This is a genomic window from Kushneria indalinina DSM 14324 (assembly GCF_003385845.1).
In the GTDB taxonomy this organism is placed as follows: Bacteria; Pseudomonadota; Gammaproteobacteria; order Pseudomonadales; family Halomonadaceae; genus Kushneria; species Kushneria indalinina.
Genome location: NZ_QRDJ01000006.1, coordinates 264,139 through 277,093 on the forward strand (window position 1 = coordinate 264,139; position 12,955 = coordinate 277,093).

Annotated in this window: 14 protein-coding genes; 7 read left to right on the plus strand and 7 right to left on the minus strand. The window is 59.8% G+C overall.

The window, feature by feature from the left end:
* The first annotated feature begins 65 nt into the window (after nt 1-65).
* Nucleotides 66-596 (plus strand): nucleoside deaminase, encoded by a 531-nt coding sequence (locus C8D72_RS01240; protein WP_115852608.1) that lies wholly within the window; start codon nt 66-68, stop codon nt 594-596.
* Here the strand turns inward: C8D72_RS01240 and yejK are convergent.
* Complete coding sequence (gene yejK, locus C8D72_RS01245) at nt 593-1,591, minus strand: nucleoid-associated protein YejK (RefSeq protein ID WP_115852609.1); 999 nt, start codon at nt 1,589-1,591, stop codon at nt 593-595. The two genes, C8D72_RS01240 and yejK, sit on opposite strands and share 4 nt — an antisense overlap.
* A 245-nt stretch (nt 1,592-1,836) precedes the next feature.
* Nucleotides 1,837-2,028: a hypothetical protein gene (locus tag C8D72_RS01250; RefSeq protein WP_115852610.1), complete on the minus strand. Its 192-nt coding sequence runs from the start codon at nt 2,026-2,028 to the stop codon at nt 1,837-1,839.
* A gap of 234 nt (nt 2,029-2,262) precedes the next feature.
* Here C8D72_RS01250 and C8D72_RS01255 point away from each other — a divergent pair, with 234 nt between their 5' ends.
* A complete protein-coding gene (locus C8D72_RS01255; RefSeq protein ID WP_115852611.1) occupies nt 2,263-2,853 on the plus strand; it encodes a BPSL1445 family SYLF domain-containing lipoprotein in 591 nt (196 codons plus the stop codon).
* Between the two features lie 82 nt (nt 2,854-2,935).
* Here the strand turns inward: C8D72_RS01255 and C8D72_RS01260 are convergent, their stop codons facing one another.
* A complete protein-coding gene (locus C8D72_RS01260) occupies nt 2,936-3,664 on the minus strand; it encodes a YebC/PmpR family DNA-binding transcriptional regulator (RefSeq protein ID WP_115852612.1) in 729 nt (242 codons plus the stop codon).
* Nucleotides 3,665-3,874: 210 nt separating this feature from the next.
* Here C8D72_RS01260 and dbpA point away from each other — a divergent pair, with 210 nt between their 5' ends.
* Nucleotides 3,875-5,281, plus strand: coding sequence for an ATP-dependent RNA helicase DbpA (gene dbpA / locus C8D72_RS01265; RefSeq protein WP_115852613.1), 1,407 nt, complete (start codon nt 3,875-3,877; stop codon nt 5,279-5,281).
* 99 nt (nt 5,282-5,380) lie between these two features.
* Entirely contained in the window at nt 5,381-6,253 is an 873-nt protein-coding gene (locus C8D72_RS01270) for a PA4780 family RIO1-like protein kinase (protein ID WP_115852614.1), read from the plus strand.
* Here the strand turns inward: C8D72_RS01270 and C8D72_RS01275 are convergent.
* From C8D72_RS01275 to C8D72_RS01285, 3 genes are read right to left on the minus strand one after another with little or no spacing between them, the layout of a single operon-like run.
* Nucleotides 6,243-8,162 (minus strand): putative bifunctional diguanylate cyclase/phosphodiesterase, encoded by a 1,920-nt coding sequence (locus C8D72_RS01275; RefSeq protein ID WP_115852615.1) that lies wholly within the window; start codon nt 8,160-8,162, stop codon nt 6,243-6,245. The two genes, C8D72_RS01270 and C8D72_RS01275, sit on opposite strands and share 11 nt — an antisense overlap.
* Nucleotides 8,159-8,695 (minus strand): heme NO-binding domain-containing protein, encoded by a 537-nt coding sequence (locus C8D72_RS01280; protein ID WP_115852616.1) that lies wholly within the window; start codon nt 8,693-8,695, stop codon nt 8,159-8,161. Before C8D72_RS01280 ends, C8D72_RS01275 begins: the two co-directional genes overlap by 4 nt.
* Nucleotides 8,692-9,351, minus strand: a complete 660-nt coding sequence (locus C8D72_RS01285) for a DUF4142 domain-containing protein (protein ID WP_170140458.1) — start codon at nt 9,349-9,351, stop codon at nt 8,692-8,694. The genes C8D72_RS01280 and C8D72_RS01285 overlap by 4 nt, the downstream gene beginning before the upstream one ends.
* A 257-nt stretch (nt 9,352-9,608) precedes the next feature.
* On the opposite strand from C8D72_RS01285, the gene C8D72_RS01290 reads away from it, so the two are divergent.
* The gene (locus C8D72_RS01290) at nt 9,609-10,178 is read left to right on the plus strand and encodes a GNAT family N-acetyltransferase (protein ID WP_115852618.1); all 570 of its coding nucleotides are present in this window, start codon (nt 9,609-9,611) and stop codon (nt 10,176-10,178) included.
* A gap of 104 nt (nt 10,179-10,282) precedes the next feature.
* Nucleotides 10,283-10,639 (plus strand): DUF3817 domain-containing protein, encoded by a 357-nt coding sequence (locus tag C8D72_RS01295; RefSeq protein WP_245955107.1) that lies wholly within the window; start codon nt 10,283-10,285, stop codon nt 10,637-10,639.
* Here the strand turns inward: C8D72_RS01295 and C8D72_RS01300 are convergent.
* Nucleotides 10,624-11,544 carry an AraC family transcriptional regulator gene (locus C8D72_RS01300; protein WP_115852619.1) on the minus strand — a complete coding sequence of 307 codons (921 nt, stop codon included), beginning with the start codon at nt 11,542-11,544 and terminating at the stop codon, nt 10,624-10,626. The two genes, C8D72_RS01295 and C8D72_RS01300, sit on opposite strands and share 16 nt — an antisense overlap.
* Before the next feature lie 239 nt (nt 11,545-11,783).
* On the opposite strand from C8D72_RS01300, the gene C8D72_RS01305 reads away from it, so the two are divergent.
* Nucleotides 11,784-12,851 (plus strand): NAD(P)-dependent alcohol dehydrogenase, encoded by a 1,068-nt coding sequence (locus tag C8D72_RS01305; protein WP_115852620.1) that lies wholly within the window; start codon nt 11,784-11,786, stop codon nt 12,849-12,851.
* Nucleotides 12,852-12,955: the final 104 nt, after the last annotated feature.

Here is a 12,955-nt window from a genome sequence, read left to right on the forward strand (position 1 = left end):
TTACGATCGGGGCGTTTTTTGATCCCGTTCGACACGTCTCAATCCCAGGCAAGGAAGCGCATCACATGATCAATGAAGAGAGTCACAGGCATCTTGAGCGCTGTGTAGCGCTGGCGCGCGAGGCCCTTGAGGCCGGCGATGATCCCTTTGGCAGCGTGCTGGTCGATGGCAGTGGCGAGGTGTTGCAGGAAGCGCGCAACTGCGTGGTGACAGGGGATGCCACCGAGCATCCGGAGCTTGCGCTGGCGCGCTGGGCGGCGGCGCACATGACCCCCGAGGCGCGCGCCCGTGCCACGGTCTATACCTCAGGCGAGCACTGCCCGATGTGCGCTGCCGCCCACGCCTGGGCGGGGTTGGGGCGTATTGTCTTTATCAGTTCCTCGGAGCAGCTGGGCGAATGGCTTGCGCAGCTCAAGGCGCCGGCCTCACCCGTGCGCATGCTGCCCATCCACGCGATCGCGCCTGAGGTGGTGGTAGAAGGGCCGGTCACGGCGCTGGTGGATGCCGTTCGGGCACTGCATGAAAGACGCCATCGCACGCCTCACAACACGCCCCACAAAAGGGTCCTGCCGTTCACTGGATCGTTTGAACGCTAGCCGCGCTGATCGAGCAGCTGCGCCTTCAGCTTGTCGGGCACCTTCTTGATGATCAGCCGGTCCTGCGTCTCGTTGTACTCGATGCTGTCGCCGAGCAGGTGGGAGTCAAAGCTGATCGACATGCCGCTGGCGCGCCCGGTAAAGCGGCGAAACTGCTGCAGGGTGCGCTTGTCTGGCGGGATTTCCGGAGAGAGGCCGTAATCCTTGTTGCGGATGTAGTCATAAAAGGCGTCCGGACGTTCGTCATCCACCAGGCTTGAAAACTCCTCGAGGGTAATCGACTCACCGCGCTTTGACTGATCGCTGGCGTAGTCGATCACCGCATCGGTCTTCTCGCGACTCCGGGACTCATCCATCGACTCGCTTTCGACATAGTCGCTGAAGGCCTTGAGCAGGGTGCGGGTCTCGCTGGTGGCATCCACGCCCTCGGTGCAGCCGAGAAAGGCCTGAAATTCTTCGCTGAGCTTCTTGCCGCCGCGATCGCGGGTGAAGGCAATATATTGCTTCGACTGACCGGCCTGCCACTGGGTCAGGTCGATGCGTACGGCCAGCGTCATCTGGTTCAGGTTGAGCTGGCGGCCCGTGGTGACATTGAACTGCTCATCGAGCGTGAAGCCCTCCCGATAGTGGAGCAGGGCCACGGTCAGAAATTCGGCTTCGCCCTGGCGGGCATGAACGAACAGTAGCGGGCCCCCGGTGGGAAGATGCTCATCAATCAGCGTGCGAAAGCCTTCGGCGCCCTGCTGTGTAAAGGCGACAAAATCGAGATTGCCGGCCAGGTACTCGCTCAAGGATTTGGAAAACGCGCTCTGCGACCCGTCACCGTTAAAATGCCCCCAGCCCTTGGTCTTGCCGTTGAAGGTTGCATTGAAGTGGTTGAGCAGGCTCTCCATGGCCGCTGACTCGGCCATGGGGGATTGTGCAGCGCTGAGTGTCGCGTTCTGGTCGTCGGCGGACTTGTCGAGATGATGGACGATGCTTTGAAGAATCGGCATGACAATGATCCGGCAGAAAATGTGGCGCGATGATAACGCGCCAGAGGCCTCAGGGGCAGGGCAGGTCCTTGAGGGCCATCGCCGGGGGCGGCATGATGGCCACATGATGCTCTCAAATATTCGTGGTTATCGTCGTGAGGACTTCAGCGACCGGCGCGACCCGGTCGGCGGCGCCTGAATACAGCGTTATCTGTTGTCTGCGCTACCGTCCGAGGCAATGCCCATCGCATCGCGGAACGTGTCGATCACATTGCCGCCTGGGGTTGAGCGCCGTCCTGGTGAGTAATGCTGGTCCCGGCCTGGGTCTGGGGCTGACCCTGTGTCAAAGCGGTCTGACCCTCGCTGGTATTGGATGGTGAGGGCGCGCCGGCGAAAACCGTGCCGTAGATCAGCAGAGTGGCGGCCGCTATCGCCAGGCATTTGTCAGTCAACATCATGGTGGTGAAACTCCCGATCCCGAATCATGTCGTCAGCCCTGATCAACTTGAAGCGATATCGTGACTGTTTAATGACAATGGTGGTCGGGAGAGGAAGGCGTCTTTATATGGGCATTTTTCAGATATGCCGGTCGAAACCGCGTTTCTGGTCTATACCTCCACAGAGCGTTACCCTTTTTAATCCCACCGTAAGATTTCGAAACGGTGCATTTTGTATGGCAAGGAGGCCTTTATATGTCACGTTTTTCCCGCTTTACCCGCGCCGGTGCCCTGGCGCTTGCCGCTGTGCTGGGGGCCACCACGCTGTCCGCCTGTACCACGACCAGCCCTTCCGATCGCCAGAGCCAGATGGCCAAGCGCGCCGAACTTGATCAAAGCGTGCAGGAGACGCTTGATCGGTTGTATCGCACGGCGCCTCAGGCCCGCAATCTGGTGCAAAAATCGGAAGGGGTGCTGGTATTCCCGGGCGTGCTCGGCGCCAGCTTCGTGTTCGGGGCCAGCCACGGCGATGGTCAGCTCTTGATCGATGGGGCGGAAGCCGGCTACTACACCACCACCAGCGGTTCGATCGGGTTTCAGGCCGGCGCTCAGTCGCAGGCCGTGGTCTATCTGCTGATGACCGAGCGGGCGCTTAATCGTGTACGCAGTGATAACGGCTGGTCGGTGGGGGCCAATGCCGGAGTCGCCGTGGCCGATATCGGTGCCAACGGTCAGATCACCAACAATACCGCCAATCAGGAAGTCGTCGCCTTTGTCATGAACAATCAGGGCATCCAGGGTGGGGTGTCGCTGGAAGGGGCGAAAATTTCCAAGGTGGGTCGCTAACCTCAGGTATCGAGGGTGCTGCTCGCCTTTTGAAAATGAAAAACCCACCGGCTGGTGGGTTTTTTTGATGCATGCGCGGGCGTCAGGCGTTCTCGGGCAGCTCGGCGTTGTGGAAGACGTTCTGTACGTCGTCCAGATCATTGAGCATGCCCAGAAATTTCTCGAGCTGTGCAACATCCTCGCCTTCGACCGGGGTCGCGGTCTGCGGGACGAACTGGATTTCATCCGTTTCAAAATCCATGTCACCGAAGGCGTCCAGCAAGGCCTGCTTGGCTTTGGCATATTCGGTGTGCGGGGCAAAGACCGTGAGTCTGCCGTTTTCGTTTTCGATGTCGCTGACATCAACATCGGCTTCCATCAGCGCCTCGAGCACGGCATCGTCATCCTCGCCCTTGAAGGCAAGAATGGCGCTGTGATCGAACATGTGGCTGACGCTGCCTGGCGTGCCGATCTTTGATTTCGTCTTGGTAAAGACGCCGCGCACATCGCCGAAGGTGCGGTTGGGGTTGTCGGTCAGACACTCCACGATCACCATGCAGTTGCCGGGGCCAAAGCCTTCATAGCGTGCCGGCGAGAAGTCCTCACCGCCTGCGCCATTGGCCTTGTCGAGCGCCTTGTCGATGACGTGTGAGGGCACCTGATCCTTCTTGGCCCGCTCGATCAGACCGCGCAGCGTCAGGTTACCCGACGGATCGGTACCACCTGACTTGGCGCAGACATAAATTTCACGCCCGTACTTGCTGTAGACCTTGGTCTTGGCGTCGGCCGTTTTGGCCATGGATTCCTTGCGGTTCTGGAAAGCCCTGCCCATATCGAATTCCGTTCCTTGATTACCATTATGCGGCGATTTTACGTTAACCCCGCCGGGAGCGAACAGCGTTATTTGAAGCGACCCGCGTCGGGGCAGGAAAGCACCCGACCCGCGGATATTGAGCATCGGCTCTGTTATGCTGCGCGCCCTGCACATATTGCCTTGCATGACGGCAGTCCCTTCTCTAACAGCCTACAAGGATTTGTCCTCATGTCGAATGATGCCCCCGGCGCCGTGACCGACTTTGCATCGCTGGCCCTGCCGCCTGCGCTTTCGGATAACCTGGCAACGCTGGGCTATCACGCCATGACCCCCATCCAGGCCGAAAGCCTGCCGCTGATGCTGGCCGGTCGGGATGTGATCGGCCGCGGGCGCACCGGCTCCGGCAAGACCGCCGCCTTCGGGCTGAGCCTTCTGGCGCGTCTGGATGTGAAGCGTTTTTGCGTACAGTCGCTGGTGCTGTGTCCGACGCGCGAGCTGGCCGATCAGGTCGGTGAGGAGATTCGGCGTCTGGCCCGCGGTCTTCACAACGTCAAGGTGCTGACCCTGTGCGGCGGCGTGCCGATCGGACCCCAGCGGGAGTCGCTGTTTCACGGGGCCCATATCATCGTGGGGACGCCCGGGCGGGTCGAGGACCACCTGCGCCGCGGCTCACTGAGTCTTGAAGCCCTGAACGTGCTGGTGCTGGATGAAGCCGATCGCATGCTCGACATGGGCTTTCAGGACGCACTCGATGCCATCATCGAGGTCACCCCCCGTCGTCGTCAGACGCTCCTGTTCAGCGCCACCTGGAGCGAGTCGCTGGCGCCGGTCGCCGCCCGGGTGATGCAGGACCCGACGACTGTCGAGGTGGACACCGATCACGACGAGCAGAGCATCCGGCAGCATTTTTACGCCGTCGACAACGATACGGCGCGCCTTGAGGCGTTGAGACGTCTTCTGCTCAAGTACCGTCCGGCGTCCAGCGTGGTGTTTTGCAACACCCGCCGCGAGGTGCAGTCAGTCAGCGATGCCCTCAACGATCACGGCTTTGACGCTACAGCACTGCACGGTGACATGGAGCAGCGCGACCGCGACCGCACGTTGATTCTTCTGGCCAACGGCAGCATCTCGGTTCTGGTGGCCACCGATGTGGCCGCCCGCGGGCTGGATATCGAGGCCCTGGATGCGGTGTTCAACTATCAGCTGGCCCATGACATGGAAACGCATGTTCATCGGGTCGGACGCACCGGGCGGGCCGGCGGCCAGGGCACGGCGCATAGCCTGGTCGGCGAGCGCGAACGCACGCGGCTGTCGCTTTATGAGGCGCAGCAGGACGAGCCAATCACGCTTGAGTCGCTGCCGGAGGCGAGCGTTTTGACGCGCACACCGTTCAGGCCTGCGATGGCAACGCTGATGATCGATGCCGGCAAGAAGCAGAAGATTCGCCCGGGCGATATCGTGGGGGCACTGACCGGCGAAGCCGGTATCGATGCCACCCAGGTAGGCAAAATAAAGGTGCTGGAGCGAAGCGCCTGGGTGGCCGTGCAGCGCGAGGTGGCAGACGCTGCGCTGAACCATTTGAACAACGGACGCCTCAAGGGGCGCAGCTTCCGAGCGCGTCGGGTGACGCGCTAATCATCGATATCAGGTACGAATCATGTACGTTGCGTGCCGATATGGTCATCATGATTGTTGTGCCAGACTCGTCATGACAGGAGCGGACAAAGAGGTCGCATGAAAATTCCCAAACGATTACAGCCACTGGTAGATGATGGGCTGATCGATGACATCGTGTTTCAGCTTCAAAGTGGCAAGGAAGCTCAGGTCTACGTGGTGCGCTGTGGCAGTGAGCTGCGCTGTGCCAAGATTTTCAAGGAGGCCAGCAAGCGCAGTTTCAAGCAGGCCGTTCAGTATCAGGAAGGACGCCAGGTCCGTAACAGCCGCCGGGCAAGGGCCATGTCCAAGAAAACGCGCTATGGTCAGCGCGAGCAGGAGTCCGCCTGGCTCAATGCCGAGGTCGAGGCGCTGTACCGGCTCTCGGACGCCGGCGTGCGCGTGCCCGAGCCGCATGGCTTCGTCGATGGCGTGCTGCTCATGGAGATGATCGTTGATGACGAGGGCGACCCCGCGCCGCGTCTTGATGACATCAAGCTCAGTGAAGCGCAGGCGATCGAGTACCATCACCGCATCGTGGTCGATGTGGCGCGCATGCTGTGTGCCGGGCTGGTGCATGGCGATCTGTCGGAATTCAACGTGCTGGTCGGCCGTGAAGGGCCGGTCATCATCGATCTGCCGCAGGCCGTTGACGCCGCCGGCAACAACAATGCGCCGCGCATGCTGCTGCGGGACGTGGACAACATGCGCCGCAGTTTTGGCCGCTATGCGCCATCGCTTTTGAACACCGACTACGGGCTCGAGATATGGTCACTCTATGAGGCCGGCGAACTTCATCCCGACTACCCGCTGACCGGCACCTTCGATCGTGACAGTGCCAGCGTGGATGTCAGTGACCTGCTGGAGGTCATCGAGGACGTGCGCGAAGAAGAGGAAGATCGCCGGCGTCGCGAGCAGGAGCAGGAAGAAGAGGACCGGGACCTCAGTCAATAAGCGGCTGATGCGACGGTGGCGGCATTGCACTCGAGTGGAGCAGTGCCGTCATGGCCTCCTCGCCGAGCGGGCGGCTGAAGTGATATCCCTGCAGGCAGTGCGCGCCGAGTTCGCACATGATGCGTGCGACCTCGGCCGACTCGATCCCTTCTGCGGTGACATCCAGACCGCAGGCCTGGGCAATCTGAATGATGGCCCGCACGATCGTGATGTCCCGCTCGGCGTGCTCTTCGGCCAGCTTGAGCACAAAGCTCTTGTCGATCTTGAGGATATCCAGCGGCATCCACTGCAGATAGCTCAGCGCACTGTACCCGGTGCCGAAGTCATCAAGCGCCAGTCTGACCCCGAGCTGGCGCAGACGGGCCAGACGGTTGAGCACCGCCTTCTCGGCGCTGATGTAAAGGCTCTCCGTAATTTCCAGGATCAGACAGCTTGCCGGCAGGCCACTTGTCTTCAGCGCGTCGATGACGTGGTTGACGAAGGCTTCTTCACGCAGCTGTATCGGTGAGACGTTGACCGAGATGTTCTGGAAAGCCTCCTGTTCATGACGCCATCGTGCAGCCGTGTGGATGACGTCATGCAGCATTTGCCGCCCCACCTCGCGTATGAGTCCCTGCTCCTCCAGAAGGGGAATGAATTCGGCAGGGCCGGGCGCATCGGGGGCCTGCCAGCGCAGCAGCGCTTCAGCGCCCACAATCCGGTAGTCGCGCGAGACGATGGGCTGAAAGAACGCCACAAATTCCTGACGGGTGACGGCCTGGCGCACGCGCATGGCCAGCTGCTTGCGCCGCTCGAGCTGCTCGGCAATCTCGGCATCAAAGCGGCGCAGGCTGGTACTGCCATGCTCGCGGGCATGGCTCAGGGCAGTATCGGCTGCGTAAAACAGGGCGTGACCGTCGCTGGCATCCTCGGGATAGAGGGCAAGGCCGGCACTGAAGGCCGGATCGATACGGTAATGATCCAGCATCAAGGGTTTGGTCAGATCGGCCAGCAGATCCCGGACGATGGTGCCGGCATGGGCGGTGTCGATCAGGGGCAGCAGCAGGACGAATTCATCGCTGCCCAGACGGGCCACGCTGCGACTCAAGGGTTCATTTTCGAGCCGACGCGCGATCTCGAACAGGTAACGGTCAGCGATTTCATGACCGTAGTCTTCATTGATTTCGCCAAATCCGGCCAGATCGATATACAAAAGCGCCATCGGTCGCGTATCGATGGTGATGGTTTCAAGATCCCGAAAGAAGGCGGCTCGATTCAGGGCGCCGGTCAGGACATCACGCCAGGCCATGCGCTCGATCGCCTGCCGGTCGCGCTCGCTCTTGTAGATATGAGCCAGCTCGCGCACCAGCGCCAGCACCATCTCCTGGCTGAAGGTGGTGTCTTCATCGTCCCGATAGGAGAACAGCTCCAGCGCGCCCATGCACTGTTCACCGATGCCGATACCGCAGAGAAGACGCCGATGCATGTTCTCCGGCCAGCGCTTCTCGTGAGTGATGCGCTCATCCATGAGGATGTCGAGCGGGCTGGCCTGTTCAAGCCACACCCGTGCCGAGGCCGTCAGGCTGACTCCGGGGCGGGTTAGCGGGTTTTCGCCCTCACACAGGGCAGAGACACGCACCGGCGGGGTAATGTTGTCAAAGGGCTTGTAGACGACCCGACAGTAGCGCCAGGCGGTATGTTTCAACAGTGCCTTGAGGGCCTCTTTGGTGGCCTGACGAAGACGCATGCCACCGTGGGCATGGGTGGCAACCTGTGAGATGGCCTGAAGCTTTAACTGCTCGCGATAAAGTCGACGCGTGCTGGTCTCGGCAACCTGCTCTGCATCACGGCGGGCCTGACGCTCACGCGCCAGCTGCCGTTGCAGGCGTTCGATGGTGTCGGAGAGGCTTTCCGGTGGTGGTTTTTTCATCGGATCGTAATGCGAAAAAGGCAGTGCTCATCACCGCGGTGGCGACACTGGATATGGTCGATCTCAACGCTTTCGTTGAAATAATCACTACAGCCCTGCATGAGCCCGTGGGCAAGGCTGCAGATGCCGCGCGCCGAACGATATTCCATCACCATGCTGTTGGTGGATACCTCATGATAATGAAAGACCGGTACAACGGCATCGGGGTGATACCTGACCACCTCCGGATGGATGACATTGTTGAGTGCCTTGAGCGTGGAAAATGTCGTGTTAAAGCGCTCAAGCATGCCCGGATAAAAACTGCCAAGACGCGGCAGCATCTCTCGCCCCATCCAGTGAAGACATTGCTGAGGCGTCATGCCCAGGTGGTGACTGGCCGCACCCACCAGAGCAAACATATCCTGATCGTCGTAGTTGCCAAGCGATGAATAGGCGCCGCTGACCCGGGCATTTTCGAGCAACGCCTCCCAGGTCTGTTCGTTAAAGCGACTGACCACGATATCGTTAAACATGTTGAAAATAATGCCCTTCATGCCCTGACTCCCTTCGTGGTCATCCATGCCTGATCATATGCTGGCTGCCTCACCATATCGGCCAAACGATGACGGGCTGAAGCCTGATCGGTGTCGCCGCGAGAGCAGGCCCTTGCCATGTCCAGATGCTCTTCAAGGCCCGGCAGTGCTTCATCGGCGAACTCCTTGAGCTCGGCATCATCAAGCATCTCGGAGGCGCGCTTGGAAAAGGCAACGGCTTCTTCATGCGCTTCTACCTGAAGGTCGGCAAAGCTTGCATCAAACGAGCTGCCATCCTGAACCATCAGCCTGGGAGCACCGGTCAGCGCGGTCATGTTGGCCGTGGAGGAGAGATCGAGATCCTTGTTCTGGGCAATGGACTTCAGCTTGTCCTGAACCTCGGTATGATCCTTTTGAAGACGCTCGGCCAGCTGGCGGGTGTCAGGCGAGATGTCGTCCTTGTCGAGTGCCATTTCGGCCGCATTAAGCTCACCGCTATTGATGGCAGAGGCGCCGTCGGCAAAATTCTCTGGCGTCATCTCTTCCTGATTCTGCTCCTCGACATGGTCCTGCTGTTCCATGTTCTGATTCTGCTCGTCTGCCTGGGCGAGCGGTACGGTGGCACCAAAAACCAGGGCCAGCGTGCCGGCAAACAGGGCGTTGCGTTGATTGAACATGTCAGTGTCCTTGACGTTGTAACGTCCCATGCCCGTAATAATCAAAACAGGTGATGTGTTATATTCCTGTAATTAAACATTAAAATTATCTAATATTATTGGTGCTGTCTTTCTGACGGGTCATTTTTCAATGAAGTGCGTGAAGATGGCACGGGCAATGGTTTGAGAAAGCCGGGCAGGGGTGGCTTTATCCAGGATCACGCATATAGTGGAAGACCGAGCACTCCTGTTGACACGACGCCTCCTGAAAAGCCGATATGTTCCATCATTCGATCAATGAAACGTTGTCCCTGTCGCTGCTTCACCCCCACATGGCGCCTGAACTCTACCGACTGGTGGCAGACAACCGGGCCCATCTGAGCCCGTGGCTGGGCTGGGTGGCGCATACAGTATCGCCGGCCGACAGCGCCGGATTCATTCGTCAGTCGCTGCACGATTACGCTGACGGCAAGCGTTTGATCTGCGGCCTCCATTATCATCAGACGCGCCCTGTGCTGGTGGGGACGATAAGTTTCAACGAGATTTTGCCGGCCACCGGCCGGGCCAGTCTGGGATACTGGCTGGGAGAGCGCTGGCAGGGGCAGGGATTGATGACGCTTGCCTGTCAGGCGATGACGCGGCTGGCGTTCGAGCATTACGGTCTGGAGAAGGTGCAGATCTCGGCGGCGACGGGCAATACTCGAAGCCGGGCCGTGTGTGAGCGTCTGGGCGCCACGCTGGAAGGTGTGATCACGCGTGCTGAAAGCGTCAACGGGGTCGTGCATGACCATGCCGTCTATGGCCTGTTCCGTGATTCGATGGCATTACAGGTCGAGGCGGGGGAGTGATGGCAGGCGTCAGCCAAGGATAGCGGGTAGCGCCACGATGCCTTCCTTCATTAAAGTAACCTCATGACCCTTTCCCAACGCATACCGATTCAAGAGAGCCACCATTGAATACCCCTGAACTGATCCATACCCGAATGAAACGCCTGCGGCTGGTGTCGATACTGGAAGGCACGACGCTGTTGCTGCTGATCGTGGTGGCTGTACCGCTCAAGCATGTTGCGGGCATGCCGCTGGCGGTTTCCATCATGGGGCCCATCCATGGCGTTGCCTTTCTCCTCTATCTGTCCGTGGTCTTTCGAGTGGTGTCCATGGGCGGCTGGAATGGTCTGGATATCGCGCGGATGATCCTGGCGGCTTTCATTCCCTTCGGTGCCTTCATCAATGCCCCCTTCATGCGCCACAAGGAGGCGGAACTGGCGCGAATGGCCAATGAGCGCACGGCCGATCACTCAGCGCCCTGACGCTCCAGGCGTTGATCCCCCACCGGCTGGTTGCCGAAATAACGCTTGTATTCCCGACTGAACTGCGAGGCACTCTGATAGCCTACGGCGCCGGCGGCACTGCTGACGTTGTGGGTTCTGGCCGCAATCATGGCGCGCGCCTTGAGAAGGCGAATGCGTTTTTGATACTGCAGGGGCGACAGATGGGTAAAGCGCTTGAAGTGATGATGAAAGGCTGAAGCGCTCATGTTGACCTTCTCGGCCAGCGTCTCGACGGACAGTGGCTGCGCATAGTCGCGGTGCAGCGTCTCGAGCGCATGGCCGATGCGCCCATACTGGGTCTGCTGCAACAGCTGGCGCAGTGACTCTCCCTGTGGCCCCCTGAGTGCCTCGAACAACACTTCCCGGATACGCTGTCGGCCCAGTGCGCGGCACATGGTTTCATCGTGCAGACACTCCAGCAGATGCATGACGCCATGGGCCATGGAAGAGGTCAGCGTCACGGCCGCCATGGGGTCGGGAGGCGACACATTGTCAGAGGCTGTCGGCATGACCTGGCTCAGCTCGCCGAGCATGATCATGTCGATGCTGATAAAGACCCCCAGCAGGGGGGCCTGAGGTGTGGCCTGCGTCTCGCACTCAAAGGGAACCGGCATGGCCTGTACCAGATAGTGCCCCGCGCCATAGTGGATCACACGCTCCCCCAGATATCCCACCTTCTCGCCCTGAACGATGATGATCAGCCCGGGCTCGTAGACCAGCGGCGTGCGCTGATGACTGCCGTGCAGGGCCATCAGCTGTACACCCTCAAGGGCGGTGGGAATGTAACCATCCCGATCGATCAAGGGGGTGATCAGATCGCGCATGGTTTGATGGAGAGTATCGGGTGCAGCATCGTGGGCTGCGTGGAGGGGGGCATCAGACATGGGACAAAGAGCTCCTTGATTCTTGGCAGTGCCGTCGTTTGGTGTGAGTAGTGGCAGGATTGTGCATATAAAACGTCAAAATGATACCTTGTAACGTTAATTCGCGCAGGAATAGGCAAATACAAGGCAGGACCGTGTATGGCATGACAGTGATTTCGGGATCAGACTGGGACCACTTGAAGATACCTGCTCGAAGGTGGGTATCCAGTTTTGACGCATTACGCGCAGGAGAAGTATTCATGTCGACCCCCGCCAAGGGCTATGCCGCCCATAGCGCTGAAACACCGCTCGCTCCCTGGAGCTTTGAGCGCCGTACGCCGCGCCCCGACGATGTCTCCATCGAGATCATGTACTGCGGCGTCTGCCACAGTGATCTTCACTTTGCCCGCGATGACTGGGGCATGGCCGCCTATCCGGTCGTCCCGGGGCATGAAATCGTGGGCCGTGTCACCGCCGTGGGCGATGACGTCACGAAGTACAAGGCAGGCGATATCGTGGGCGTGGGCTGCATGGTGGATTCCTGCCGTCAGTGCAATTCCTGCAGCAGCGGTCTTGAGCAGTACTGCGCCGAAGGGTTCACCATGACCTATGGCAGCCCTGACCGGCACGACAATACTCTGACCCAGGGCGGCTATTCCGACTCGGTCGTGGTCAGCGAGCGATTCGTGGTGCGCATGCCCGAAGGCATCGATCTCAAATCCGCCGCACCGCTGCTGTGTGCCGGGATCACCACCTATTCACCGCTCAAGCACTACGGCGTCAAGCCGGGCGACAAGGTGGGTGTCATCGGTATGGGCGGTCTGGGCCATATGGGTGTGAAGCTTGCCAGTGCGCTGGGCGCCGAGGTCACGCTCTTTACCCGCTCCGAGTCCAAGGTCGCCGAGGCGAAAGAGCAGGGCGCCGATCATGTGGTGATCTCCACCGATGATGAGCAGATGGCCGCCATCACCGAGACCTTTGATTTCATGCTCGATACCGTCCCGGTTCAGCATGACATCAACCCCTACCTCAATGCGCTCAAGCCCGACGGCACGCATATTCTGGTGGGCCTGCTCGAGCCTATCGATCCGGCCGTCAGCGGCGCCAATCTGGTCTTTCGTCGCCGCGTGCTGGCCGGATCGCTGATCGGCGGCATGCCCGAAACCCAGGAAGTTCTGGAGTTCTGCGCCGAACATGGCATCACCTGCGATGTCGAGATGATCAACATTGATCAAATCAATGAAGCCTGGGATCGCATGCAAAAGGGCGATGTGCGCTATCGCTTCGTGATTGACATGGCCTCCATCAAGGAAGAGAACGCGGCCTGATCCAATAGTTTCGCAGCACGATGCTGTCACGTTCAAACCGGTGCCCCAGGGCGCCGGTTTTTTTATATCATCATGCACGGCCCATACGGGCGGCAGACTCACCA